The organism is Marinobacter pelagius (assembly GCF_003315345.1).
Taxonomy (GTDB): domain Bacteria; phylum Pseudomonadota; class Gammaproteobacteria; order Pseudomonadales; family Oleiphilaceae; genus Marinobacter; species Marinobacter pelagius_A.
The window spans coordinates 1-26,223 of sequence record NZ_QNRO01000012.1; the positions used below are offsets into that span (position 1 = coordinate 1).

At 58.6% G+C, this 26,223-nt stretch carries 25 protein-coding genes and 1 pseudogene; 13 read left to right on the forward strand and 13 right to left on the reverse strand.

Translation table 11 applies throughout. The features are described from left to right. The first annotated feature begins 179 nt into the window (after positions 1 to 179). Positions 180 to 350, forward strand: coding sequence for a hypothetical protein (locus DET50_RS19435; RefSeq protein WP_181799975.1), 171 nt, complete (start codon positions 180 to 182; stop codon positions 348 to 350). 12 nt (positions 351 to 362) lie between these two features. Here the strand turns inward: DET50_RS19435 and DET50_RS11390 are convergent, their stop codons facing one another. The 6 genes from DET50_RS11390 to DET50_RS11415 are packed head-to-tail and all read right to left on the reverse strand — an operon-like array spanning position 363 to position 6,145. Beyond that, on the reverse strand, positions 363 to 695 hold the full coding sequence (locus DET50_RS11390; RefSeq protein ID WP_092001364.1) for a Na+/H+ antiporter subunit G: 333 nt from the start codon (positions 693 to 695) through the stop codon (positions 363 to 365). 9 nt (positions 696 to 704) lie between these two features. Continuing rightward, on the reverse strand, positions 705 to 974 hold the full coding sequence (locus DET50_RS11395) for a K+/H+ antiporter subunit F (RefSeq protein ID WP_113862974.1): 270 nt from the start codon (positions 972 to 974) through the stop codon (positions 705 to 707). Further along, positions 971 to 1,459 (reverse strand): Na+/H+ antiporter subunit E, encoded by a 489-nt coding sequence (locus DET50_RS11400; protein WP_113862975.1) that lies wholly within the window; start codon positions 1,457 to 1,459, stop codon positions 971 to 973. Before DET50_RS11400 ends, DET50_RS11395 begins: the two co-directional genes overlap by 4 nt. After that, positions 1,459 to 2,976: a monovalent cation/H+ antiporter subunit D gene (locus DET50_RS11405; protein ID WP_113862976.1), complete on the reverse strand. Its 1,518-nt coding sequence runs from the start codon at positions 2,974 to 2,976 to the stop codon at positions 1,459 to 1,461. The genes DET50_RS11400 and DET50_RS11405 overlap by 1 nt, the downstream gene beginning before the upstream one ends. Then, positions 2,973 to 3,344, reverse strand: a complete 372-nt coding sequence (locus tag DET50_RS11410) for a Na+/H+ antiporter subunit C (protein ID WP_113862977.1) — start codon at positions 3,342 to 3,344, stop codon at positions 2,973 to 2,975. Before DET50_RS11410 ends, DET50_RS11405 begins: the two co-directional genes overlap by 4 nt. Further along, positions 3,344 to 6,145 carry a monovalent cation/H+ antiporter subunit A gene (locus tag DET50_RS11415; RefSeq protein WP_113862978.1) on the reverse strand — a complete coding sequence of 934 codons (2,802 nt, stop codon included), beginning with the start codon at positions 6,143 to 6,145 and terminating at the stop codon, positions 3,344 to 3,346. The genes DET50_RS11410 and DET50_RS11415 overlap by 1 nt, the downstream gene beginning before the upstream one ends. A gap of 403 nt (positions 6,146 to 6,548) precedes the next feature. Between DET50_RS11415 and DET50_RS19735 the strand changes: the two are divergent. Next, positions 6,549 to 7,568: pseudogene (locus tag DET50_RS19735) on the forward strand (CNNM domain-containing protein). A 19-nt stretch (positions 7,569 to 7,587) separates the two neighbouring features. Here the strand turns inward: DET50_RS19735 and DET50_RS19440 are convergent. Together DET50_RS19440 and DET50_RS11425 are read right to left on the reverse strand one after the other, a co-directional pair. Next, positions 7,588 to 7,752 carry a hypothetical protein gene (locus DET50_RS19440; RefSeq protein ID WP_181799976.1) on the reverse strand — a complete coding sequence of 55 codons (165 nt, stop codon included), beginning with the start codon at positions 7,750 to 7,752 and terminating at the stop codon, positions 7,588 to 7,590. A gap of 114 nt (positions 7,753 to 7,866) precedes the next feature. Continuing rightward, positions 7,867 to 8,859, reverse strand: a complete 993-nt coding sequence (locus DET50_RS11425; RefSeq protein ID WP_113862979.1) for a GlxA family transcriptional regulator — start codon at positions 8,857 to 8,859, stop codon at positions 7,867 to 7,869. Positions 8,860 to 9,098: 239 nt separating this feature from the next. On the opposite strand from DET50_RS11425, the gene DET50_RS11430 reads away from it, so the two are divergent. Together DET50_RS11430 and DET50_RS11435 are read left to right on the forward strand one after the other, a co-directional pair. Beyond that, on the forward strand, positions 9,099 to 10,904 hold the full coding sequence (locus tag DET50_RS11430; RefSeq protein ID WP_113862980.1) for an acyl-CoA dehydrogenase: 1,806 nt from the start codon (positions 9,099 to 9,101) through the stop codon (positions 10,902 to 10,904). Beyond that, positions 10,904 to 11,683 (forward strand): crotonase/enoyl-CoA hydratase family protein, encoded by a 780-nt coding sequence (locus tag DET50_RS11435; RefSeq protein ID WP_113862981.1) that lies wholly within the window; start codon positions 10,904 to 10,906, stop codon positions 11,681 to 11,683. Before DET50_RS11430 ends, DET50_RS11435 begins: the two co-directional genes overlap by 1 nt. A gap of 145 nt (positions 11,684 to 11,828) precedes the next feature. Here the strand turns inward: DET50_RS11435 and DET50_RS11440 are convergent, their stop codons facing one another. Next, a complete protein-coding gene (locus DET50_RS11440) occupies positions 11,829 to 13,097 on the reverse strand; it encodes an alkane 1-monooxygenase (RefSeq protein WP_113862982.1) in 1,269 nt (422 codons plus the stop codon). A gap of 200 nt (positions 13,098 to 13,297) precedes the next feature. Here DET50_RS11440 and DET50_RS11445 point away from each other — a divergent pair, with 200 nt between their 5' ends. The 4 genes from DET50_RS11445 (at position 13,298) to DET50_RS11460 (ending at position 16,668) form a co-directional block, all read left to right on the forward strand. Beyond that, positions 13,298 to 13,555, forward strand: coding sequence for a hypothetical protein (locus tag DET50_RS11445; RefSeq protein WP_113862983.1), 258 nt, complete (start codon positions 13,298 to 13,300; stop codon positions 13,553 to 13,555). A 90-nt stretch (positions 13,556 to 13,645) separates the two neighbouring features. Next, on the forward strand, positions 13,646 to 13,951 hold the full coding sequence (locus DET50_RS11450; protein WP_113862984.1) for a hypothetical protein: 306 nt from the start codon (positions 13,646 to 13,648) through the stop codon (positions 13,949 to 13,951). 157 nt (positions 13,952 to 14,108) lie between these two features. Next, complete coding sequence (locus tag DET50_RS11455) at positions 14,109 to 16,151, forward strand: PhoX family protein (RefSeq protein ID WP_113862985.1); 2,043 nt, start codon at positions 14,109 to 14,111, stop codon at positions 16,149 to 16,151. Positions 16,152 to 16,305: 154 nt separating this feature from the next. Beyond that, positions 16,306 to 16,668: a DUF4870 family protein gene (locus DET50_RS11460; RefSeq protein ID WP_092001321.1), complete on the forward strand. Its 363-nt coding sequence runs from the start codon at positions 16,306 to 16,308 to the stop codon at positions 16,666 to 16,668. An 8-nt stretch (positions 16,669 to 16,676) separates the two neighbouring features. Here DET50_RS11460 and DET50_RS11465 read toward each other — a convergent pair whose 3' ends face one another. Beyond that, a complete protein-coding gene (locus DET50_RS11465) occupies positions 16,677 to 17,057 on the reverse strand; it encodes a DUF6316 family protein (RefSeq protein ID WP_147252213.1) in 381 nt (126 codons plus the stop codon). A gap of 420 nt (positions 17,058 to 17,477) precedes the next feature. On the opposite strand from DET50_RS11465, the gene DET50_RS11470 reads away from it, so the two are divergent. Continuing rightward, positions 17,478 to 18,536: an OmpA family protein gene (locus DET50_RS11470; protein WP_181799977.1), complete on the forward strand. Its 1,059-nt coding sequence runs from the start codon at positions 17,478 to 17,480 to the stop codon at positions 18,534 to 18,536. A gap of 147 nt (positions 18,537 to 18,683) precedes the next feature. Then, positions 18,684 to 19,646 (forward strand): thrombospondin type 3 repeat-containing protein, encoded by a 963-nt coding sequence (locus tag DET50_RS19830; RefSeq protein ID WP_220150142.1) that lies wholly within the window; start codon positions 18,684 to 18,686, stop codon positions 19,644 to 19,646. A 612-nt stretch (positions 19,647 to 20,258) separates the two neighbouring features. Here the strand turns inward: DET50_RS19830 and DET50_RS11480 are convergent. Both DET50_RS11480 and DET50_RS11485 read right to left on the reverse strand, forming a co-directional pair. After that, positions 20,259 to 20,549, reverse strand: a complete 291-nt coding sequence (locus tag DET50_RS11480) for a hypothetical protein (RefSeq protein ID WP_147252215.1) — start codon at positions 20,547 to 20,549, stop codon at positions 20,259 to 20,261. 129 nt (positions 20,550 to 20,678) lie between these two features. Then, on the reverse strand, positions 20,679 to 21,992 hold the full coding sequence (locus DET50_RS11485) for an MFS transporter (protein WP_113862990.1): 1,314 nt from the start codon (positions 21,990 to 21,992) through the stop codon (positions 20,679 to 20,681). Positions 21,993 to 22,163: 171 nt separating this feature from the next. On the opposite strand from DET50_RS11485, the gene DET50_RS11490 reads away from it, so the two are divergent. Genes DET50_RS11490 through DET50_RS11500 form a run of 3 tightly spaced genes read left to right on the forward strand, consistent with a single transcriptional unit; the run spans position 22,164 to position 25,107 of the window. Continuing rightward, a complete protein-coding gene (locus DET50_RS11490; RefSeq protein WP_113862991.1) occupies positions 22,164 to 23,000 on the forward strand; it encodes a 23S rRNA (adenine(2030)-N(6))-methyltransferase RlmJ in 837 nt (278 codons plus the stop codon). A gap of 31 nt (positions 23,001 to 23,031) precedes the next feature. Continuing rightward, positions 23,032 to 24,288, forward strand: coding sequence for a hypothetical protein (locus DET50_RS11495; RefSeq protein WP_113862992.1), 1,257 nt, complete (start codon positions 23,032 to 23,034; stop codon positions 24,286 to 24,288). A 9-nt stretch (positions 24,289 to 24,297) separates the two neighbouring features. Further along, a complete protein-coding gene (locus tag DET50_RS11500; RefSeq protein WP_113862993.1) occupies positions 24,298 to 25,107 on the forward strand; it encodes a mechanosensitive ion channel family protein in 810 nt (269 codons plus the stop codon). Here DET50_RS11500 and dctP read toward each other — a convergent pair. After that, the gene (dctP, locus tag DET50_RS11505; RefSeq protein WP_113863072.1) at positions 25,081 to 26,175 is read right to left on the reverse strand and encodes a TRAP transporter substrate-binding protein DctP; all 1,095 of its coding nucleotides are present in this window, start codon (positions 26,173 to 26,175) and stop codon (positions 25,081 to 25,083) included. The two genes, DET50_RS11500 and dctP, sit on opposite strands and share 27 nt — an antisense overlap. Positions 26,176 to 26,223: the final 48 nt, after the last annotated feature.

The window sequence follows — 26,223 nt, forward strand, 5'->3', positions numbered from 1 at the left end:
AGAGTAGGCTGAAGAGGATCAATCAGATAATCCGCTGAGAAAGATTTTCTTCTTTACATCTTTGGCATTTTATCAACCAGAAATTCCGGATACCCAGATTTTCTTCTTTACATCTTTGGCATTTTATCAACCAGAAATTCCGGATACCCTTTACTTTAAGCATACGCTGGCCTCCTGAAATGGATTGGGCCGACTACTATACGGCAAAACGTTACAACTCCAATGACATTTTTGAGAACGTACTGGAGGTGAAGATGGGGTCAGATGAAGGCTTTCATCAGACCCCAGAGCATGAAGCCACCCTCCCTGGGCTGGGCGAAAACCGGGGTCTGAAGAAAGCCTTCATCTGACCCCGTTTTCAATCACTGCTCCCAGGGCTTCCCCTCGGTGCCATCCATGGTTTTCACCCCGATATGCATCGCCGCCTTGGCCAGGATGTTGGCACTCACCGGCGCAGTCATGAACAGGAACACGGTAATCAGCACCTCGGAAATTCCGATGCCGTCCCCCCGTGCGGTGAAATAGATCACCGAGCTGAGCATTATGGCGCCCACGCCCAGGGTGGTGGCCTTGGTGGGGCCGTGCAGCCGGGTGAAGAAATCCGGCAGGCGGGCCAGGCCGATGGCGCCGATCAGGGTAAAGGCGCCCCCGAGCAGGAGCAGGAAAGCAATGGCGTATTCGGCAAACGGATTCATAAGGCTCTCCTATTCGATCACGCTGCCGCGCTTGAGGTACTTGGCCATGGCGACGGTACCGACGAAGCCCATGACCGCGATCAGCAGGGCCGACTCGAGGTACATGCGGGTGCCCAGGGTAATGCCCAGGAGAATGATCAGCGCGATCGCATTGATGTAAAGGGTATCCAGCGCCAATACTCGGTCGGGCGCATCCGGCCCCTTGATCAGGCGATACACGTTCAGCAGGGCAGCCAAGGTAACCATGGCGATGGTGATGTAGAGGGCAATGGTGATCATTTGAACATCTCCAGCAGAGGCTGTTCATAGCGTTTTCGGATGGTGTTGATCACTTCCTGTTCATCCTCGGTGTCCAGGGCATGAATCAGCAACAGGCGCTGGTCGTCACTGACGTCGGCGCTGACCGTACCGGGCGTCAGGGAAATGGTGCTGGCGAGAATGGAAATGGCCAGGGGATGCTCCAGTTCCAGCGGGTAGCAGACGAACGCCGGGCGCGGCTTGCGCGGACTGATGATCAGTGCCGCAACCTCGAAGCTGGCAATGACAATGTCCTTGAGCACCCGGACCAGATACTTTGGCATCAGCCAGAACCGCATGAATGCAGGTGGTTCCGGCCAGAATCCCTGGGTCAGTTGCGGGATCCCCCATGCCAGGATCAAGCCGAGCACGAGGCTACCGCCGCTGATGCCGTCACTCAGGAATTGCCAGGTGACAAACAGGATCAGGCTGAGCCAGGGCTGGGGAAAACTCAGTCGGTCAAGCATCAGTTCTCCTCCCCGACCATCGGAATCTGCAGGATTTCCAGGTAGGCCGCACGGTTCTGCAGCTGGGCTGCTGTCGCGTTGGTGTATTCGTTGATCGGGCCCGCGAAGGCAACGATCACCAGGCTCAGGCCAACCAGGGCGCCGGTAGCCGCCCGCAGGTTACCCCCTAGCGGTTTTGGCTCCTCGATATGGCCGTCAACGGTTCGCCAGAAGACAATGCTGCCGGCACGGCTGTAGGCGATTATGGTAAAGAAGCTGCCAATGATCAGCACTGACCAGAGCCACGCCATTTCAGGCCCGGAGGTCACTGAGTTGAGGATCAGCAGCTTGCCAAAGAAGCCACTCAGTGGCGGCAAGCCCGCGGCCGCCACTGCACCGATCAGGAACAGCACGCTGATCAGCGTGCGGTGACGCATGCGCGGCGCTGTCACAATCTTGTCCAGGGCACTGCCGCGCTGACTGGCCACCAGCTCCGCCACCAGGAACAGCCCGGCGACGGTCCAGGTGGTGCTGAGCAGATAGAACAGTGCTGCCGAGATAGCCTCCTCGGAACCCAGCGCGATGGGGGCCAGCAGCGTTCCGACCGAGATGATGACCTGCCAGGCCACGAGAGTCTTCAGGCTCTGGGCGCCCAGGGCACCGACCACACCCATGATCAGGGTGATCAGCGCCAACGGGAACAGCCAGTCCATGCCCAGGTTGGCCAGCGCTCCGGCGTCGTCGCCGAATATCAGCAGGTAAACCCGCAGGATTGCGTAGATGCCAACCTTGGTCATCACCGCAAACAGAGCGGCCACCGGTGCAGTGGCACGGGCGTAGGCTCTGGGCAGCCAGAAACTCAGGGGCAGGAGGGCGGCTTTGAGGGCGAACACCACCAGCAGCATCATGCCGCCGGCCTTGACCAGCTCCAGTTCCTCGCCGGAGAGCAGCAGCACCCGGATGGCCAGGTCAGCCATGTTGAGTGTGCCGGTAACGCTGTAGATCATGCCGACACTGATCAGGAAGACGGCCGAGCCCACCAGGTTGAGCACCACGTAATGCAGGCCCGGAACCGTCCGCGCGGTACCGCCACCATGCATCAGCAGGCCATAGGAGGCGATCAGCAACACCTCGAAGGCCACGAACAGGTTGAACAGATCGCCGGTCATGAACGCGATGTTCAGCCCCATCAGCTGAAACAGGAACAGGCCATGGAACTGACGGTTGCCCTCATCGGCGCCACCGATGGAGAACAGGTGGGCAAACAGGGCCAGGACGGCGGTCATCACCAGCATCATTGCCGCCAGTCGGTCCAGAACCAGAACAATACCGAACGGCGGTTGCCAGTTACCGAACGCATACAGCCGGTAGCTGCCGTCATTGGCCATCACCAGAAGCACGATGGTGGAAACCAGCAGGAGTACGGTGGTGCCAAGCGCCAGGGTGCGCCGCAGGCTGATCGGGGCGTAACCCATGAACGCCTGCAGGACGCCCCCGAGCAGGGGAATCAGAATCGGAGCGATAAGCCAGTGGTTCATTGACTGCGTTCCTCCTCGCTTTTCTGCTCCGGTTTTTCTGGTCGTTCGCCCTGACGGCCGTCCACATGGTCGTCCTCGTTATCCGCAAGATTTCTCAGGGACAACACAACCACAAAGGCGGTCATGGCAAAGCCGATCACGATGGCGGTGAGTACCAGCGCCTGGGGCAGGGGATCGGAGTAGCTTTCCGTGCTGCCCAGGATAGGCTGGCCACCCGTCGTCAGCCGTCCGCTGGAGAACAGGAAAAGATTGACGCCATAGGAAATGAGCGTCAGCCCCACCACCACCGGGAATGTCCGGGCCCGCAGTAACAGGTATACGCCCGAGGAGGTCAGGGCGCCGATGACAAGCGCGAAGACAAGCTCCATTACACACCCTCCTTCTTGGGCTTGATGGCGGAGTGGGGTGACAGCCGGCCAATGCTGACAAGGGCCAGCAGTGTGGCGCCGATAACCGTCAGGTAGACGCCGAGATCAAACACCAGAGCCGAGGCCACCTCGAACTTGCCCACCACCGGCCAGGTGATGTACCCGAAGGTAGAGGTCAGGAACGGATAGCCGAAGGCCAGGCTGCCGGCACCGGCAATGATCGCGAACAACAGACCAAGGCCGATCACGTTGTGGTACTTGATTCCGATCCGCTCCTGGGTCCAGACCATACCGCTGGCAATGTACTGGAGGATCAGGGCCACGGAGGTGATCAGGCCAGCGATAAAACCACCACCCGGAAGGTTGTGGCCGCGCAGGAAGATGAACGCCGAAATCATCAGTGCCAGCGGCAGCATCGGCCGGGCAATCTGCTTGAGCATCATCGGATGGGCATCCCGGGTCCAGGGGTGGCCCATACCATCGCCCGGAGGCGGCGTCAGGGCGGTATTCTTGAGCATGGCGTAGATCCCCAGGGCGGCAATCGCCAGCACCGTGATCTCGCCCAGGGTATCGAAGCCCCGGAAGTCCACCAGGATAACATTCACCACGTTGGTGCCGCCCCCGCCGGTTTTACTGTTCTCCAGGAAGAAGTCGGAAATCGAAGTGAAGGGCTGGGTCAGCATGGCCAGGGTAACGAGGGTCATACCGATGCCGGCAATGAGGGCGATGAAGGCGTCGCGGGTGCGCTGACCCCGGGTGCTTTCCAGCGGCGTCCAGGATGGCATGTAGAACAGGGCCAGCATCAGCAGCACGATGGTGACCACCTCCACGGACAACTGCGTCATGGCCAGGTCCGGGGCCGAGAACCGGGCGAAGGCGAGTGCCACGATCAGCCCCACCACGCTGAGCAGCACCAGGGCGTAGAAACGCTCCCGGTGCAGGAAGGCGGTCAGCAGCGCGCACACGATCAATACTCCCGCCGCGATCGCGGTGGGAGGGTCAACGGGGCTCAGCCCCAGCTCGCCGACGAAGATGCCCACATTCATCAGGGGCGCTGCGGCCACGGCAATGACGCTCAGTACGAGCAACAGGGCGTAGCGTTGCAGGGAGCCGTTCTCGATACGGGCGGTCAGCTCATGGGAGAAGGTTGCAAGCCGTGACACCACCGCTTCGAACACGGCTTTCTCATCAATTTCCTTGAACCGGGCATGGAAATCGAAGAAGCGCTGGCGCTGGGTATACATCAGCAGACCACCGAAGAAGGCGACAAAACTCATCAGCAGCGGCAGGTTCAGGCCGTGAATCACGGCGAGTTTGTAGTCCGGCACCTCGCCACCGAGGGTGGCAGAGGCCGCAGAGTAGAGTAAGGGGCCCACTGAAATTGCCGGGAACATGCCCACCATCACGCAGGCAAATACCAGGATTTCCACCGGGATCTTCATGTAGCGGGGTGGCTCATGGGGTGGATACACCGGCAGGTCCACCGGCTTGCCATTGAAGAATACGTCGTGAATGAAACGCGCCGAATAGGCCACCGCGAAGATGCCGGCCAGGGTCGCCACGATCGGCGGCAACCAGGCCCAGAGCCCGGGCAGGTTCAGTTCCAGGGACTCGGCAAAGAACATCTCCTTGCTCAGGAAGCCGTTCAGCAGCGGTACGCCCGCCATTGACGATGCCGCCACCATGGCCAGAGTGGCGGTGTGGGGCATGTAGCGCCAGAGCCCGTTGATCCTGCGCATGTCCCGGGTGCCGGTTTCATGGTCGATGATACCGGCTGCCATGAACAGCGAGGCCTTGAAGGTGGCGTGGTTTATCACGTGGAAGACCGCGGCCACGGCTGCCAGCTGGGTGCCCATGCCGAACAGCAGGGTGATCAGGCCCAGATGACTGACCGTGGAATAGGCCAGCAGCCCCTTGAGATCGTGCTTGAACATGGCGATATACGCGCCGATCAGCAGGGTCGCCATCCCGGTGAAGCTCACCATGTAGAACCACTGTTCAGTACCCGCGAGCGCCGGATACAACCGGGCCAACAGGAATACACCGGCCTTTACCATGGTGGCCGAGTGCAGGTAGGCGGAAACCGGCGTCGGCGCCTGCATGGCGTGGGGCAGCCAGAAGTGGAACGGGAACTGGGCCGACTTGGTGAAGGCGCCAAGCAGCACTAGCGTCAGCGCCACCGGATACATGGCGTGGGCCTTGATCTGGTCGCCGGCAGCAAGAACGTCGTCGAGCTCGAAGCTGCCGACGATGTTGCCTATGATCAGGATGCCGGCCAGCAGCGCCAAGCCACCGCCTCCGGTGACCGCCAGGGCCATCCGGGCGCCGCGGCGGGCATCCTGCTTGTGGGTCCAGTAACTGATCAGCAGGAACGACACCAGACTGGTGATCTCCCAGAAAATCAGCATCAGCAACAGGTTGCTCGACATCACGATGCCCAGCATCGAGCCCTTGAAGCAGAGCAGCAGCGCGTAGAACTTGGCGATGTTCTCCTTCGGCTTCAGGTAATAGCGGGCATACAGGATGATCAGCAACCCGATGACCAGAATCAGCAAGGCAAACAGCAGCGCGAGGCCGTCCAGGCGAAAGCTGAGCGAGATGCCAAGGGCCGGCAGCCACTCCTGGTGGAACAGAACGTAGCCACCGTCGGCTAACACCTGCCAGTTCGGGTAGAGCGCGGCCAGTGCGATCAGGGCCGGAACGGAAGAGGCAATAGCAATTGCTGTTCGCCCCCCCTGGGCGAACAGGGGCGCGGCAATCGCCCCCAGGAAAGGCAGTAAAACAACCAGCGGTAGCGACATCGCAACCTCGTTATCGGTTTTTTCTTCTAGTATGGAAAAAGTCGTGTGTGCAGAAGTCTAGCCTCCGGACGCGGAACCTGCATGGCATAAAAGGCAGCAGGAATACGCGGGAAGCCCGGGATCAGATGAAGGGCGGATCCGGGAAATAGGGCAGACGACCGCGGTGGAGGGCGATATCAGCCGTTACAGGCGGGCGAATGGTCTGTTTGCAGCCGAAGGACCTTTCGGTCATTGGTTGCTCCGTCAGTCAAACTTGGAAACCGATGATACGTGCCCGAGGGGCTAGGTCAAGTCACATTGTGATTAATCAATTCTATCAACCCTTCTCAAGCATTAATAAAGGTTGCTGGGAAAATGGCTGCCTCGCTAGAATATCGGTTCTGTATCTCTTGCCTGAGGTTCTATGACACTGCTGATCGCGTTTGCGGTTATTTCCATCGGCTTTTCCTTTCTCTGTTCCATACTCGAGGCTTCATTGCTGTCGGTCACGCCGAGCTACATAGCCTCATTGAAAAAGGACAATCACGCTCTATTCCTCAAGCTGAGGAAGCTCAAGAGCGACATCGACGATCCTCTGGCGGCCATACTCACCCTCAACACCATCGCCCACACTGCTGGTGCGACGGGGGTCGGTGCCTAGGTGGCGGTGGTTTTCGGAGAGGCCTGGCTCGGGGCGGCATCTGCTCTGATGACCCTTGCCATCCTGATCCTGTCCGAAATTATCCCGAAAACCATTGGTGCCAAATACTGGCGTGCTCTGGCGCCAAGGCTCCCGGCGCTACTGGGCTTGCTGATGACCTCACTCAAGCCGTTCATCTGGCTGTCGAAGATGATCACCCGCCGCATCGCGGCCGGTGAGGATGACACCGACATCCGTGGTGAAATCAGCGCCCTGGCCGAAATCGGCCGGGACCAGCAGGCCCTGGATGAAGACGAACGGCGGATCATCCAGAACGTACTGCGCTTCCATGAAATCAAGGTCAGTGGCGTGATGACGCCGCGGACGGTGTGCAAGTTCATCTCCCCGGAGATGACGGTGCCGGAATTCCGGGAGCAGGTGCGCAAATCCCCTTTCTCCCGTTACCCGGTCATCGACGAGGAAGGCGAAGCGTTGGGGTACCTGCACCGCTCCGACCTGATTTCACTCCCGGATGATGCCGACCTGATGCAACACCTTCGAACCATCAAGCGGGTCAAGGGCAATACCAACATCGAATATCTGTTCTCCGACATGTTGCGGGAGCGGCAGCACATTGCGATTGTTTACGACGAGCTGGGAACCTGGCTGGGAATAGTGACGCTGGAGGACATATTGGAGACGCTTTTGGGCACCGAAATCATGGACGAAACCGACAACGTCTCCAACCTTCGCCGGTATGCCAAACAGCGTTGGAGCCGGCGACTGCGCAAAATGGGATCCTGAGGGGACCCGCCGACCGGCGTCAGCGGATCGACTTCAGCGCCGAGAAAATCGCCTCCGCCTCGGCTTCAAGTACCTGACAGCGCAAGGGATTGCCTTGCTGCAGTGCCCGGGCGAGTTGTTTCTGCTTCAAATCATAGAGCCGGCTGAGGACATCCGCCCGACCCGGCTTGGATGGTGCGTTCATGGAATGCTACCTCCCCACGTGAACACCCTGTGTCAATAATCTTTACGATTGACAGTGCCTGATGGCCCTTACTCAGATTAGATGCATAACATGGGCCAGTGTTACACCTCTCAGTCAGCGCCCAAACCTTGCCCGATAGGCTCCCGGAGCCAACCCGGTATGCTTCCGGAACAAGCGGCTGAAGGAGCTGGCATCCTCGTACCCCACGCGCCTTACAACACTCTCCACCGGCTCCCGGGAAGACTCCAGTAGCTCCCGCGCATTCTCGATCCGCAGAACCTGCAGATAACCGACCGGCGTCTCCCCGGTTGCGGCCTTGAAACGTCGCATCAGAGACCGCTCCGTCAGCCCCGCCCTGTTCGCCATTTCCTGCATTGTGATCATTTGATGAAAATGCCCGTCCAGCCAGTCCTGTAATTTCAGAATAGCCCCATCCGAATGATAGCGCCGCGCCTGCAAAGCCCCGTACGGCGCCTGACTCGTCCTGCCGGCATCAATTACAAACGCCTTCGACAGTTCCCGCGCTACCTGCGCCCCGGCAAACCGCTCAACCAGATACACCCCGAGATCCCACCAGGCCATTCCACCTCCGGCACAGGCTACCGGACCATCCACCGTCACCAGCTTCTCCGGATTCAGGCGAACCCCGGGGTACCGCTCACAAAACTTCCTGCTGAACCCCCAATGCGTCGTGGCCTCCCGCCCCTCCAAAAGCCCGGCCTCGGCCAGAAAAAACGCACCGGTACAGTTGCTGGCAATACTGACCGTGCCCGAATCCCTGTCCCGGAACTGGTCAAGCCAGCTAATCAAAGCGGGGTTATCGGCCAGCACTTTCTCAATGGGGGCACCAATGGTAGGGATAATGACCAGATCGTTACCAATCGATGATGACCGATCATTCCAGGCGCCATCGCTGAGCAGGGTAAGCCCGTTTATGCATTTGCAGGGCTTGCCGTCGAAAGTCAGCAGTCGGGTTTTGAAATAATGGTTAGGTTTTTCGCCATGAATACGCGCCCAGGTTACGCCGGCCAAGCGGAATAAATCGATTACACCGGTAATTGCACTGGCAAGAGCTCCGTCAAATCCGACTATAGAAACAGTTTGCATTCGGCCTCCGATGGAGGGGCTCGGTGGAAGGATCTCTCCTGAAACTGTGTGCAGCAAGGATGCTGCACTCAAGCCTACAGGGACGTATTCACGGCGTGTTTCAGGAGAGATCCTTCCAGTGAGACCCGGGCGGTCTTATAAGGCAGTTGGCGGTATTCACCAAGAATATGTCAGAAATGCCGGTTCCAACACAACCACCGGTTATGCGAATCTAGGCAGCAATAAACAGGAGACCCAGAATGACCGACACCCTGATTGACCGCCGAGACCTGGCATTTCAACTCTACGAAGTACTCGACATCGAATCCCTGATCACCCGCGAGCGCTTCAGCGAACACAACAAAGACACCTTCGACGCCGTCATCGAAACCGCCGACAAGATGGCCCGCGAACAGTTCGCCACCCACAACAGCGCCGCCGACAAGGACGAACCCCGCTTCGAAGACGGCCAGGTCAAAATGCTACCCCAGGTCAAACAGGCCTTTGACGCGTACGCCGAAGCCGGCTTCATCGCGGGCCGGTACGATTACGAGCTTGGCGGCATGCAACTGCCCGAATCGGTCATGGCCGCCTGCAATGGTTTCTTTACTGCAGCCAACCCCGGCACCGCCGGCTACCCGTTCCTGACCACCGCGGCCGCTAACCTGATCCGCATCTTCGGAAACGAACAGCAGAAAACCACCTATCTGCCGCACATGCTCTCCGGCCGCTTCTCCGGCACCATGGCCCTGACCGAGCCCCACGCTGGCTCCAGTCTGGCGGACATCCGCACCTCCGCCAGCCCGACCGACGAAGGCCACTACCTGATCAAAGGGGCCAAGATCTACATCTCCGGCGGCGAGCAATCCATCACCGACAACATCGTCCACATGGTCCTGGCCAAGATCAAAGGCGCACCGGCCGGGGTGAAAGGCATTTCTTTGTTCATCGTGCCCAAGTTCCGGGTCGATGCCGAAGGCAACCCGGGCGAACGCAACGGCGTCAGCCTCGCCGGCCTGATCCACAAGCTCGGCTATCGCGGCACCACCTCCACCGCCCTGAGCTTCGGCGATGACGCCCCCTGCCACGGCTACCTGGTCGGCGAGCCCCACCAGGGCCTCAAATACATGTTCCAGATGATGAACGAAGCCCGCCTGGGTGTGGGATTCGGCGCGGCAGTCATCGGCTACCGGGGCTACATGCACAGCCTTGAATACGCCAAAGACCGCCTGCAGGGCCGAAAACCCTCCGAAAAGAACCCGGAAAGCCCGCAGGTGCCCATCATCGAACACGCCGATGTGCGCCGAATGCTGCTGGCGCAAAAAGCCTACAGCGAAGGCGGTCTGGCCCTGTGCCTCTATGGCGCCCGCCTGGTGGACGACCACAACACCCATCCGGACGAGCAGAAGCGCTTGGAAGCCGGCAAACTGCTCGACCTGCTGACCCCGGTCATGAAAGCCTGGCCATCCGAATACGGCCCCAAAGCCAACGACCTGGCAATCCAGGTCTACGGCGGCGCCGGCTACACCCGGGAATACCCGGTTGAACAGTGCTGGCGGGACAACCGCCTCAACCCCATCCACGAGGGCACCAACGGCATCCAGGCCCTGGACCTGCTCGGCCGCAAGATCTGGCAGGACCAGAGCCACGGCCTCCAACTGCTGATGCAGGAAATGCAGACCGACCTCGAAGCCGCCACCACCGATCGCTGCCAACAATGGGCCCTGTCCCTGAGCGAAACTTTGCAACAGGCGGTCAAAGTCACCCAGAGCCTGGGCAAATCCCTGATGGGCGGTGGCAACCCCGACAACGTCCTGGCCAACGCCTCTTGCTACCTGCACCTGTTCGGCCACATCACCGTGGCCTGGATGTGGCTGCGCCAGGCCAATGCCGCCGCCCATGCCCTTGGTTCGGCCAACAGCGATGACGAGCGCAACTTCTACCAGGGTAAGCTCCAGGCTGCCCAGTATTTCTTCCACTGGGAATTGCCCACCGTCGCCCAGGACCTGGTCCTGCTGCGCAACCAGGATGACACCTGCCTGAATATGAAAGCGGAGTGGTTCTGATGGCGCTGGTCAAGGTAGAAAAACAAGGCCACATCCTCCTGATCGGCCTTAACCGCCCGGAAAAAATGAACGCCATGAACCGGGCCATGTACCACGAAATCGCCGCCGCCTATTACCGGCTCCAGAATGACCCGGAGCTCCGGGTCGGACTGATGTACGCCGAAGGCGACCACTTCACCAGCGGTCTGCAACTGGACGACTGGGCCGGCGTCTTCGCCAACGGCAAAGGCATCGAACCGGACGAAGGCGAACTCGATCCATTCCACATCACCGGAGAAGGCCTGACCAAACCGGTCGTGTTTGCGGCCCAGGGTATCTGCTACACCTGTGGCGTGGAAATGATGCTCAACACCGACGTTCGGGTGGCCGCCAAAGGCACCCGCTTCGCTCAACTCGAAGTCAAACGCGGCATCTTTGCCTGCGGCGGCGCCACCATCCGGTTACAGCGGGAAATCGGCTGGGGCAACGCCCAACGTTACTTGCTGACCGGTGACGAATGGACCGCAGACCAGGCCTACAAGTGGGGCCTGATCCAGGAACTGGTCAAGCCCGGCGAGCAGTTCAACAAGGCCCTGGAAATCGCTGAGAAAATAGCCAAAGCCGCGCCACTGGGCGTTCAGGGAAGTTTGAAATCCTCAAAAATTGCGGTCAGTGAAGGTCAGGAAGCGGCCAAGCAGCGATTGTTCCCGGATCTGCAGCCTGTTATGGCCAGTGAGGATGTAAAGGAAGGGATTCAGTCGTTTCTGGAAAGGCGTGAGGCTGTTTTCAAAGGAAAATAACTCCGAGATCTGAGCGGACAGGCGGCCCCATCCTTCCGAAACCGTCTGTGGCCATGGATGGCCACAGCCGAGCCCTACAGGGACGTACTTGCGGGCGTGTTTCGGAAGGATGGGGGCGCCTGTCCGCCGGCACCCAAGTCCCAGACTACGCAGCCTCAGAATCAGCGCCGGACTCTTTTCGCGCCTTGGCCTCGGCTGCCACCCTGGCCGCATAATCCGCATACCTGGCCATCAACTCCTCCTTCCGATCCGGATCCCAGTTGATCTTGCTCAGATCACCCTCGTAATGGTCAATCACCCGCTTGTCCATTTCCTCGTACCACCAGTTAGGCACGTAAGCCGGCAACAGCATCGACGCATAACCACCCGGTAACTGAGGCGCCTTCTCAAAGTGGCGCAACGCCTGGAAACTCCGTTGCGGATGAGCGTGATGGTCCGAATGCCGCTGCAGCTGATACAGGAACAGGTTCGTCACTATGTGATTGCTGTTCCAGCTGTGCTCCGGTTTCGTCCGCTCGTACTTGCCGTTCTTGTCCTTCTGCCGCAGCAGACCATAGTGCTCGATGTAATTCACGCTCTCCAGCAGACTGGCGCCATACACCGCCTGCGCCGCCAGGAACGGAACCGCCCGCGGACCACACACCAGCGTAGTGGCACCAAAGAACCCGGCGCTCATCGCCCAGCCCTGCAGCAACTCATTATCCAGGCTCCAGAAACTCTTACCCTTGCGCGCCAGACGCGCCTTCTCGATCTTGACCGACGACTTGATACCCCCGATCACCGTACGGGGCAGGAACTTCCAGAAACTCTCACCCATACGGCTGCTGGCCGGATCCTCCGGTGTCGCCACCCGCTTGTGATGCCCGAAATTGTGCTCCACCACAAAATGCGTATACCCGGTAGGTGCCAGCGCCGCCATGGCCAGGATCTTGTTCAGCTTGTTGGACTTGTGGCCCAGCTCATGGGCCGTGTTGATGCCGACACCGTTGATGGCGCCGACCGTGAGGGTCAGCCCGATCTTGTCCTCGATAGGCGTCTTCTTCCGGCTGGCCAGCCAGGCGCCCATGAAGGTCATGGCGTACTGGGTCGGGATGAACGCCTTCACAATGCGATCGTAGTACTTGTCCTGCTCCAGAGTCCTGACCGCGGATTCCGGCGGGTTGCTCTGATCCTCACCAATGGCCCGGTCCAGGGCAGGAATAATCCCGTGTACCAGCGCCGGACCAGTCCAGGCCAGGGCTTTCAGCTTCTTCGGCGCGATGGCGTACCCGGTCAGGGCAGCCAGGCCGATGCCGGGCAGGGCGGGGCCCAGGAGCCACAGGTAACGCTTGGGATCTTTCCAGTCCTTGCCGTCCTGAAGGGAGGTATCCTTCTCGTCGTGTTTCTGTACTGCGTCGTTGACCTTGGCATTCATATCCGGATCTCCGTCTTGTTCATTGTTTGATCCAATTTATGTCGGACAATCTGGCAATTCAATAATTGTCAGACAATTTTGGTGGGTTGGCATGAAATGACAAGCAAACAGAAGGTGGCGAATTCCCTGCAACTGGACCAAACTTTGTGCAAACAACAACAATCAGCTCGGCCGAACAGAGCGACAGGGATGATTCAGCCATGACACCTCAAGATACCCAGGGCGCCGTCGCCCATTGGTCCGTTCAGGATATGCTCCGGGAATACCTGACCACAGGCAGAATGGCAGAAGTCGTATACCGGGATGGAGCCGGTCAGGTATGTATTGCCCATGACACTATCCGGGATATTTTCAGCCGTGCCGGCAAGGACTTCATTCTCCTTGGCAGGGGCGAGATGGTGGGTGTTGATCACGTCATCACTATCGATGGCAGGTTCCCCACGGTAAGTTGCTGCTAACCAAAGGGTAATGCCCCAGTAATTGTGTTATCCGAGGCCATGGGCGTAATCTCCTCCCCGTTGCGAATGATCTTCAACGGAGGGAACGTTATGAAAAAGCAAATGCTCATGGCCATGGCACTGGCCGCCTCACTGGGACTGGTTGCCTGCAGCTCAGAGGAAGAGGAAACCAGCCAGGGCGTTGACATCGAACAAGCCGCCGACAACGCCGGTGATATGGTGGAAGAAGCCGGCGAATCCGCACAGGACACCTACGAGGAAGCCGCAGGCCAGGCTGATAGCGCCTGGGAAGAGACCAAGGAAACGGCCAAAGAAGCAGGTGATGAAGTGAAAGACGCTGCAGAGGAAACTGCGGAAGCGGTGGAAGAGGGGTACGAGGACGCGACCCAGCAGTGATCACGCCCGCGCCAGTCTCCTGAGTGGGGAGGCTGGCGTTTGTCTGTCAGTAAACAGTCATCAATTTGTCTTCAAACAGTTCCCGTCCTGTAATATTTCCTGCCGAAACTGACCTCTCCAAAACAACTTCCCCTGACCGTTGTGAGAGAGGCAAGAAATGGCCAAACACGATCTTGATCCGAACTACCTGGACCCGAACTACGAGCCGGTAGTCAACCATTCCGAAAATACCCCGTTCCACCAGGTTCTGGCTGCCCGCATGCAGCGCCGTACTGTTATGAAAGGCACCGTGGGTGCCGCGTTGGCCAGCGTTATGGGGCTGGGTCTGGCGGGTTGTGGTGGTGATAGTGATGGCGACAGCTCCACCGGAACAACGACTACCAATACGCGAAACCCTGAAGATACAGCATTGGGTTTTAAAGCAGTTCCTGTGTCCGATGCCAATGAAGTTGTGGTTCCCGAGGGCTATTCAGCAGAGGCGTTTCTCCCATGGGGAACTCCGATCACAGGCGGTTATCCTGAGTTCCGCACTGATGCTTCCAATACTGGTGAGGAGCAGGAGCAACAAGTAGGGATGCACCACGATGGTATGCATTTCTTCCCGATCGATCTCAAGTCTGGTGGCAGTAGCTCGACCGAAGGTCTGCTGGTGATGAACCATGAGTACATCAATCAGAAGGCGCTGCATCCCGCCGGCGCGACCTACGTCAATGGTCTTCGACCCGCTGACGAAGTTCGGAAAGAGATCGCTGCTCATGGCGTTTCCATTGTGCATATCAAACAGGACAGCAATGGCACCTGGGATATCGTGATGAGTGACTATAACCGTCGTATCACTGGTGGGACAGAGATGGACATCAGTGGCCCTGCGCGAGGATTCAGTAAGCTTGCAACTCCTTTCAGTACGGACGGGACGGCTACCCGTGGCACCCTGAATAACTGCTCCATGGGACCTACGCCTTGGGGTACCTATCTGGCAGCGGAAGAGAACTGGCACGGCTACTTTGCCAATTCAGGAGAGCGCACAAAAGAGCAGACTCGTCACGGGGTAGGAAGTTCTTCCCGGTATGACTGGGAACTCGCTGACCCCAACGGCCTTTTGGACGCGGAATATGATCAGTACAAACGGTTCGACGTAACACCTGTTGAAGGCGGTTCTGCCGCAACCGACTACCGCAATGAAGCCAACACCTTCGGATACTTGGTCGAGATTGACCCGTTTGTCCCGGAAAAGAAACCCGTCAAGCGCACTGCGCTGGGACGTTTCGGCCATGAAGGAGTCATCTTTGCGCCCGTTGAAGAAGGCAAGCCTGTGGTTTGTTACTCCGGTGACGATTCCCGTTTCGAATACATCTACAAGTTTGTTTCCGATCAACCGTACTATTCTGACACCGCCAATGGTTCACTGCTCGATTCAGGTACCCTCTATGTAGCCCGGTTCAACAACGACGGAACCGGCGAGTGGCTCCCCCTGTCGCTTGAGGACGCCAATTTCAAAGCAAAAGTTGATGCTGCGGTTGCTCGTGGTGTGGTTGGTGGTATCGACTTCGAAGGTTTTGAGAATCAGGCCGATGTTATCGTTAACACACGACTGGCAGCGGATATCGCCGGTGCAACCCCCATGGATCGCCCGGAGTGGGGTGCGGTTGACCCGGTAAGCGGTGAAGTTTACTTCACACTCACAAACAACGATGAGCGTCTGGATTCACAGACCAATGCGGCCAACCCGGTTGCAGGCAACACTACCGGGCACATCATCCGTTGGAGTGAAGCTGGTAACGATCATTCCGCAATGTCGTTTGATTGGGACATTTTCGTGTTCGCCGGTGAGCAGGGCACTGAAACCGTGGTCGATGACGAAGTCATTGTTTCGCTCACCGATGACAATATTTTCAACAGTCCGGATGGGCTCTGGTTTGATTACAACGGTCGTCTCTGGATCCAGACCGATGGTTCCGATGCGGCACCGTATGAGAACAATATGATGCTGGCAGCCAATCCTGTTACCCGCGAGATCAAGCGGTTCTTCGTGGGCCCGGTCGGTTGTGAGGTAACCGGTGTTGTAACCACCCCAGACACCAAAACCATGTTCGTGAATATCCAGCATCCCGATGGTTATTGGCCGAATGCCAATGTCGAGCGTCCCCGTGATGCGACGGTAATCGTTACCCGTAACGATGGTGGCGTGATCGGCGCCTGATACCCTCAAATCAGGAAGTAGCTGATTGAAAGGCCGACCCTGCACATGTGGGGCCGGCCTTTCCTTTTATTGCGCTGGTCCGCGAAAACCACGGGTCGGCTTCGGGAAAGGCTGTGTTAGACTTCGGGAAAACCGATCGTAAGGAGTAGTGACCTTGCCCGAACCGGAATACATCCCCGCAAACGACGATCCCATGCAGCGCCGCTCGGACTCCGGACGCAACCTGGCTGTGGCCGTTTACATCCTTCAGGCACTCTCGTTCTTCCTGGGCGGGATCACCGGTCTGGTGGGCGTGATTATCAACTACGTGAAACTGGATGATGTCCGCAACACCTGGATCGAGCGTCACTTCCGCTGGCAGATTCGGACTTTCTGGATCGGTTTATTGTGGACGGTGATCGGCATTGTCACCACACCCCTGATCATCGGCTGGTTCATCCTGCTGGGCATCTCGATCTGGATCATCTACCGGATTGTGAAGGGCGCTCTGGCGCTGAACGAAGGCAAGGTGGTCTGACGCAAGTATCAGCAGGTCTGGCCTGACCGGGCCCAATAGCGAATCTCGGCGCAGAGTGCGCAGTGCTGTTTCTGGCAGGTTTCTTCGTCGTGAATCTGCATGCCATGAACCTGTAGCGGCTGGTAGCGGCGCAGGGAATGCTTGTTGCCATGGCGTTTCAGATAATCATCCAGGGCAGCGCGGGCTGCTGCCTCTGAATCGAAGGGGCCCAGATCCCGGGCCTCTCGCGTTCTCACAAACCAGCCCGCGGGCGTTTTCAAAAACCGGTTGCTCTTGACCGGTCCATCCTGGATATGACCGGGATCTTCCGCCACCGATTCCACAACTCCCTCGACCCTCTCCTTTTGTCGTGCCTGTTTTGACAGGCGCTTCAGTCCCTTTCTGATCATTCTGGTTCTCTCGTCTTGCTATGCGTCGCGGTGCTCGAAGTGGCCCGGGGCAAAATATATCAGCTTTCGAAGTGGTTTGTGACGCAGTTCACAAAAAAGTCTAACTGCCAATAGGAAGACGGGGCAAAAGTGCGCTCAGAGGCGCTGTTTTTGTAACACTCTGTAAAAAACAGGGCAGGTTGAGGGATGCACTTGTCGCCGGGTGCTCATCATCTGTATCTAAGTTTATGGTTCTAATGATATATCGAGCGTGTCACAAAAAAGAACATTCCTGACAATTTGAATTGGTAAATTTGACGCAGGGCAATGCGGGTTAAGGCCAAGTAATGTTTTGCCCGTTTGGCCCAAACTGCCAATGTCGAAAAAATGATCACGGGTGTGGTCACAAGGAAAAATCCTACAAGAGAAAGGAGTGGTTGCATGATGAGACGGCGAGCATTGACCTCTGTAATTGCCGCAAGCAGCCTCGCGCTGGCCGCGCAGGTTGCCCAGGCTGAGACGGTCAAGCATGAGTCCGAGGTATCGCTGCTGGGCACCTATATCGAGCCCGACAGTGACCGCACCGATGAATACGGGTCTGCGGTGCGGGGCATGTTCAGTATCCGGATGGGTAAGCACTGGTGGGTCGAGCCCCAGTTCTACAGCGGTGTCATTGAGACCGGCGTGAACGGTGGCACTGACTACTACCAACAGGGGCTTGGAGCTGACCTCAGTTACCGCCTGTGGGAGAGCGACTCCTTTACGCCCTACGGCTCGCTTGGCGGTGGCGTCTCACGCAATGACGTGGCGAATAATTCAGCAAGCGAGTTCGGCGGATACGCCAATGCCGCACTTGGCGTCATCAGCAGTCCTTTCACCCAGTCCGGTCTCAGGGTGCGCGCCGATGCGCGTTATGTTTACGACTCCTACGACGATGGCCTCTCTGACCTGCATTTCAGTCTGGGCGTAACCATACCTATTGGCGCCACTCGCACCCGCATCGTCGAGAAGACCACCGTGATCGAGAAGCCCGTGGTGGTTGAGAAAGACTTCGCCGACTCCGACAAGGACGGCGTGGTGGATGGTGTCGACCAGTGCCCGAACACTCTCGAGGGCCTGGAAGTCAACGCCGTGGGCTGTGTCGAGACCGATAAAGCCCAATCCGTGGTCCTGCAGGGCGTCACCTTCGAATTCAACTCCGACCGCCTGACTGCCAACGCCCGGGACATCCTTATTCCGGCCGCTGACGCCCTTAAGGGGCAGCCGGACCTGAAGGTGGAATTGGCCGGCCACACCGACAGCGTGGGCTCCGAAGCATACAACCAGCAGCTTTCCCAGCGGCGGGCAGAGTCCGTCCGCAATTACCTGCTGGATCTCGGTGTTGATCCCGACCAGCTGACCGCTGTCGGCTACGGCGAATCCAAACCGATTCGCAGCAACGACACCGAGGAAGGCCGCGAACGGAATCGTCGCGTTGAATTCAATGTTGTCTCCGAGTGAGATGTAGAGGGAGTTTGAATATGAATCTCAAAAACTATAACTGGCCTTTGATATTGCTGGTAACCGCGCTGCTTTCGCTGGCGGGGTGTAAGTCTGACAGTATGGTTGTTGGTTGTTGGTGATGGTGCTGTTGGTGGAGAGCTGGAATTGGCTGATTCCGATGGTGACGGCGTTCTGAATGGTGAGGATAATTGCCCACTGGTTCCAAATCCGGAACAGACTGACCTTGATGGAGACGGTGTCGGCGATGCTTGCGATTCCGATATTGACGGTGATGGAATCGACAACTCGCTGGACGACTGTCCTACCGATCCGAATAACAGTGAGGGCTGTGAGGAGAACGCCGACTCTGACGGTGACGGTATCCGGGACATTGACGATAACTGCCCGACAGTCCATAACCCTGATCAGGAAGATTCCGATGGCGATGGCATCGGTGATGCCTGCGATAACAATACCGACAGCGACGGAGATGGTATTCAGGATGACCAGGATAACTGTCCCGATACCGCCAATACCGGCCAGGAAGACACTGATGGCGACGGTATTGGCGATGCTTGCGATCCGGTAGCCGATAGTGATCCGGAGACGGCTTATGCGTGTGGTACGGCTGATGCTGCACCGTTCAAACCGTTTCAGGCGCCTGGCTCCAGTGCCATCGGTGATACCTCATTCCTGTGTCTCAATGGGTGTGTTGAGAACCCCGAGAACGTGGTGGATACCAACCTGTTCAATTCTGCCTCGATCATCGTGCCCGCTGATCTCGGGCTGACTGAAGGAGTAGCCCTGACTGTGACAGACTCAGTTGAAACCTATGAGGCACCAAACCGCCTGGGGGTTGCGGTCGCAAACGCAGACCAGCTGTTGAACCTCTCTTTGCTGGGGAGTGTTGAGATCACGACAAGGCTGGATGGGGCAGAGAAGGAGACGTTCTCATCCCTGACACTTGCGGATCTGGATTTGCTGGGCATGCTGAACGACGAAAGTGTCGGCTACATTGTCGTCGATACCACTGAGGCCTTTGACGAAGTTTCGATCAGTCTTGGTGGCATCAACTTGCTTTCACAACTTGATGTGAATGCCGTGTGTGCGAGTCCGGATGCGCTCTGACAATGCCTGGACGATAATTAATCGTTGAACTTTCAACGTTCCGAGGGCCGGGCCAACCGGCCCTCTTTTTAGGCGCGTTCGGAAACTGAAGTCGGCAAGCCGGGGCTATTTGCCTGCCGATACTGTTTTGCCATGGGTGTGCGTAGCAAGCTGCGGCGAAGCACTCCCCACCCAACTGACCGAAGCCAACCCGGCGACAAATACCAGAACCGCGATTAACACCCGCTTACGTCGATACCTTGGAACAAGGCTGGCCTCAACAGCGCTACCTTCAGTCACACCACTCATAACGACAACCTCACGACCCTGGCGAAGGGTGCGAAGGATTGAACGGAATGTCGGTGGGAAGATTTCTTGGCGGAGTCGGAAGCTCCACCCGCCAGCGTTTGCTGGCCAGGGGAAAAGTCAGAAAAGCACCGGGCGTGTAACTGCTGCCCTTGTGTGTCCATTCGCATACTCAATCCTTCTTCGGGATCGGAGAACAACTACACGAAATGACACATCCCTGTCGGATAGGATCCATTGAGTTCACTATAGACCATCTGGCTGGTGCCAGTTTAAAAACATGTGAAATATGCGAATTCAGGTTGAATCCACGACATAGGCCCCGGATCAGGCGATAGCCTGAAAACCGGCAAACGCCAGCGCTTCCGCACAGCGCCCGCAATTATTCTTTGCACAGCTGTCCGGATCATGAACGGTGAATCCGGAATAGCGATCTTCAGGGTTGCGCGCATTCAGGCCGGTATGAAGCCTGATGTGGTCCACCAGTGCGTCTGAAGCCTGTGATTGGGTCGGGAAGGGGCCCAGATCCGACGGCTCACGGGTCAGGGCGTACCAGCCGAAGGGGGTATGTACAAAGCGCGAGGGGTCGACCTGCGGGCCTGCTGTATCGGTTCTCATGTGCACTTCTCCAAGGCTGATACTGTCATGAAAATGCACATCCCTGTTCTGTAGCTTCCAGGCGTTTACCCTATACCATCCAGAGGCAGGTTGAATTGGTGCTTGTGACACAGTTCAAGGTTACTTAGGTCAGTCCTCGGTCACTTCCTTCAAGCGAATGGCGCTGAACATGCCCACCAGTCCCATCAGCCCCAGCACGATGATGACGGCCACCTCGGAAAACACCGAGATCACAGCCGTCAACCCGCCGGTGACCAGCAACAGCACGCCGATCACGGTATTGCTCACGGCGGTGTAGTCGGTGCGCTTGTTGCCGCCGGCCATGTCCACCAGGTAAGTCTTCCGGCCCAGGCGGACGCCGGCGTGGGCGATGCTGAGGGCAAAGAAGGCAACCGGATAGAACCAGACGCTGCCAATATCGGTTCCAACAATCAGCGCGGTGATACCGACAGCCAGGCATACGAAGCTGGCCATGGCGGCGCCCCGGATCATCACCCGGCGGCTGGAGGTGTCTGCTGCCCAGCCCCAGAAACTGGCGCTCAGTGAGCTGGCCAGGCTGCTGGCGAGCAGGAATACCCCGAGCATCCAGCCAATGTCAGATTCTTTCTGGGCGAGGACCACAAAATACGGCGAAGCCAGGGCGGAGCAGAGCAGCAGCGCCCGGGTAATCACGAAGTGACGGAACGGCGCGTCGTCCCGCAGCAGGGAGAGGCTGTGAACGGCCTCGGTCAACGCGTTGCCGCCCCCGCCGGTCTCACCGGCGTATTCCTCGACGTTGGCAAACAGAAAACCGGCAATCATCCAGAGCACGGCTGCCAGCAGAAGCAGGGCCGTGTAGAAGGCCAGAGTGGGATCGCCCCGGTCCCAGAACAGCAGTGCGGTCATGACGACGGTGGCGGTGCCACCGATAGTGGTAGCCAGCCCCGACAGCCGCCCCCGACGGGTCTTGGGAATACACTTGCCCTGCACATCCTTCATGGAGACGGAGCAGAACCCCCGGGCCAGGGAGAACACAATCAGTGCCGCCACAATGCCGCCGCCGGCGGCATAGCCTTCCAGAAACCAGACGCTCGCGGCCATGGCGGCCACGCTGACGGCCTGGCCGAAGCTGCCAAGCGTCCAGAACCATTTGCGTACTGCCTTGCGGCGAACCCAGGCGGCAATCACCATCTGTGGCACCATGGAGCCGGATTCCCGGATCGGCACCAGCCAGGCCACCAGTGCCGGTGCGCCCACGGCACTCATCAACCATGCCAGCACGGTCTTGGGGCTGATCAGCAGGTCGCCCAGCTTGGTGAGCACGTTACTGGCGAGGATCAGGAAGAAATTGCGGGGCACCTCCCGGCAGGCTTCCTCCGGGATATCCTTGCAGACCCGGGCATCTTCCTCGTTGGCGATCAGGCTGTACAGCTGGTCGATGGTGTCCTGCTTCTTGGCTGGCAAGTGGCCGTCCTCCGGAAGAAATTTGGCAAGAGCATACCAGTAACGGTGGTATCCCTTAAGGGCGGAGTACGGCCGATGCTGTTAAACAGACCAGATGATGGCTCCAGCGCAGATCTTGCACATCCTGCGCCTCGTCGGGCTTAATAGGCGGCAAACCATGGAGCTTTCTTGATGCTGAGCTATCTGCACGCCTTCCATGCCGGCAATTTTGCCGACATCCAGAAACACGCCGCGCTGACCCTCGCTTTATCCATGATGCACTCCAAGCCATCGGGGATTGCCTGCTTTGACACCCATGCCGGCAGTGCCGTCTATGATCTTGGCAGCGAACGGGCCCGGAAAACCGGTGAAGCGGATACCGGTGTTCAGAAGCTCTGGCAGTTGCGCGAACACCTGCTGTCATCGGACTGGCAGCCGGTACTGGAGCTGCTGGCCAGGCTGAACGCCGGCGATGGTCACCTGACCACCTATCCCGGCTCCCCGTTCTGGTTCCGCCAGTTTCTCCGGGCTGATGATGCGCTGACCACATTTGAGCTGCACCCGTCCGAGAGTGAACAGCTGGCGGGCTGGGCTGGCCAGAAGGTTCGGGTGCTACGGGAAGACGGATTGAAGGGGTTGCTCGGGCAGCTGCCGCCAAAACAGCCTCGCCTGCTGGTTTTGATTGATCCTTCCTATGAAATCAAGGCGGATTACGGGTCGGTCGCCAAAACCCTGCAAAAGGCATGGCAGAAATGCCGGCATGGCGTCTATCTTATCTGGTATCCGGTGTTGACCTCCGGCCTTGAGGAACAGCTCGCGGACGCGCTGCGTTCCGGGCCGGTCCGGAAAATTCTCCGCAGCGAGATACACCTCAACCATCCCCCGGAGCGGGGCATGACCGGTTCCGGCATGCTGGTGGTCAATCCGCCCTGGGGCTTTGATGAGCGCCTCGGCGCGATGATGGATGACGTGTCCGGTGCGGACGGGCTCGATGTCCGGCATGAGCTGGGCTGGCTGGTTCCGGAGTAGGTTCCGGCTACAGATTGCAGGAGCTGTCTTTTTGAAGGACGAAAACACGACCGAGCATTCCCACCCACTCCCCGGCGGTCTGATCCCCGTGGATCAGTGGAAGCAGCCGGAAATGTCCGTGCAGCGGACACTCAAGGATGCTGTCCGTCACCTTACCGCCCAGCTTCGCGCGGGCATCTCACCGGATGAGGAACCTTTCCAGAGCCTGGATGATCTGCCGTCGCTCACCGACAAGCAGATTCAGCATATCGCTCCGCATCCGGACTCTACCGCCCTGGCCGGCGCCCTTCTGGATTCCCTTCAGGAGCTCCGGCAATCGGAAACCCTACGCCGAGAGGTGGCCGTAGTGGTCGCGCCGCCATTTTCCGGCGTCAGGGAGGCATTGGTCCGGCTGCCCGGTCTCGGGGCAGTTTCCGCGGACGCCGAATCCTGGGACCTGATCGCACCTCCGGACAACCTGCTGATGAATCGGGAAGAGGCTCGCCGTTGGTGGGATGAACAGGACCTGACCGGGCCCTGGGTGATTCCCGAGCTGGCGGATTTCTGGCTTCGTCATACCTCCGGTTTTGCCCTGATCAGCGAGTTGCTTGGGCGTATTGCCTCTGGCCAGGCAGGGCAGGGGCTGGTGGGTTGTTCCAGCTGGTGCTGGCAATTCTGGGACAGTTACCTGCCGGATGCCCACCTGGGCCCAGTGACACCGGCTCCCCTGGATGCGGAGCGTCTGGGCCAGTGGCTGGAATATCTCGCCGCTTCCCGGGATGGTCGGGCGATCACCGCGCGAATGACCGACGATGGCCTTTACGTGTTGCCGGTGGAAAATCCGCAGGATGCGGAGAAACGCAAACATTCGGGCTTTCTGAGGGACCTTGCCACGGCTTCCCGGGGTATTCCCGGAGTTGCGCTCGCAATCTGGCAGCGCTCCCTGCGGGCGCGGCCGGAGGACGAAATGGAGGAGGACACCGGTACCCAGGCACGGGGCCCCGGTGGCCGGAACTGCTGGGTGGTCCCGCTGGATCAGCTCAGCCTGCCTGCCATGCCCCAGAGCAGCGACCGGTCTATCGGTTTTATTCTTCACGCGCTGCTGATCCATGACGGCCTGGATGAAGAGCGGATTGCCCTGGTAACGGGAGTTGGCAAGCCGGAACTGCAGCTGGCGTTGTCCCGGCTCACCCGCGCAGACGTCGTGTATGAGGGTGAGGCATCCGGGCGCTGGCATGTCACGCCCCTGGGGTATCCCATGGTGCGCCGTCATCTGCAAAGCTGGGGTTATCCGGTAGACGGATTCTGAGGAGGACTTATGGGAGATATGGGGCAGGGACTGCAGCAGGCGTTTTCAGCCATCACCTGGGTCGCCCTGGTGGAAGCCGCCCTCGTGGTGGCCGCCGCGGTGCTGCTGATATTCGTTATCCAGAAACTGGTACCGAAGCTGGCCGGCAAACTCGGTGGCAAGGCTCGCCTGTACCTGCTCGCCTCGGTGCCACTGGCCCGGCTGTTGATCATTGTCGTCACCATCATCGTGGTGGTGCCGATATTGGTGGAGCCCTCATTCGAGAACATGGTCGCCATTTTCGGCGCCCTGGGCCTGGCGCTGGGTTTCGCGTTCAAGGACTACGCCAACAGCCTGATTGCGGGGATCGTGACCCTTTATGAAATGCCCTATCGGCCCGGTGACTGGATAGAAGTCGATGGCAAGTACGGCGAGGTGCGATCAATCGGGACCCGCGCTGCGGAGATCGTCACGCCGGATGATACCGTTATCATCATTCCCCATGGCAGGCTGTGGAACACGCTCATTGCCAACGGTAACGATGGTTCCGACAACCTCATGTGCGTGGCGGAGTTCCACCTGGCCCCGAATCATGATGTCCGCCGGGTCATGGCGCTGCTGCGGGATGTGGCTTTTGCCTCGCCCTACACCAAGACCATGAAGCCGGTGGTGGTTGTGGTCGCCAACAAAACCTGGGGCATGACCTACCGCCTGAAGGCCTATCCCCTCGAGCCGAGGGACCAGTTCCGGTTCATCAGTGATCTGACTGCAAGGGGATCGGAAGTGCTGGCCGCAGATGGGGTGCAGTTTGTGTCAGTCCCCGTTGCCACCACTGCCTGAGGCCTGCTGGTTTTCCAGATCCGTAATGATGTTGCGGAGTGACTCGAGGATCTGCTGGCCCCGCTCGCCGGTTTGCCGGAGGTAGAATTCCAGCGCAGGCTTGCTCGCCTCGCGAAACGCAGCGCGCTCCTGTTCGGACAGTCTGGTCACCGCGAGCTGGCCTTCTTCGAGCATGGTTTCCAGTCTGGTCTGGTTCAGTTCCTTCTGAATATCCCAGGCTTCCTTGCCAACCTCAATCAACGCCACTGCCAGCCAGTCCTGCTGCTGCTCCGGTAACTGGGCATACCATTCAGGGTTCGCCACAACGGATGAAACAAAATGGGCGGCCCGGGGCATGGTCAGGGTGTCTTGTACCTCATAGAAGTTCATTTCCTCGATGGCGAAGACCGGGTTGGTCTGGCCGTCAATCTGTTTCAACTGCAGATCGCTGTAGACCTGTGAGTAAGGTGTCTGGCGGGGATCGGCACCATAGCTCCGGAACGCCTCCGCTGACATTTGTGAAGTCATGGTCCGGATCCTGAGGCCTTCAAAATCGGAGGGTGACTTCAATGGCTTGTTGGCCGTCCATGCCATCCATCCTTCGGGCACAAATCCCAGGAGCGTCAGATGCTTTTCGTTATAGGCGGCGGAGAAGAGCCGGGTCAGTTCGCTCCCGGCAAACAGGGCCCGGTTGACGGAATCCTCGTTCGGCAAGACATAGTGCAACGTGAAAATCCCGGTTTCCGGAATAAGGTCTGCCAGGTGCCCGGGGGAGGCGAAGGCAAGATCAACAGAGCCGTTGCGTACCAGTTCTGTCAGTTGGGAAGAGGTGCCCAGGGAACCGTAGGGAAAAATATCCAGCTCGACTTTCCCGCCAGAAGCCTCTTCAATACGGCTCTTTAGCGCCTCGGCATAGGCGTGTTGTACACTGCCCTCAATTTCTTCCAGGGCGAACCGCCAAGTGACGGGATATTCCGGTGGTGGCTGCTCGGATGAGTCGCTGGTCCTGGTGCTCTCGGTCTCCGAGCAACCTGTCATGATGAGGACCAGGCTGGTAACCAGGAACAACCAGAGGCGGTGCGCGCGCATGTCCATTTCTCCAGACCCTGAATTGGAAAATAACGGAATATTTCTAAG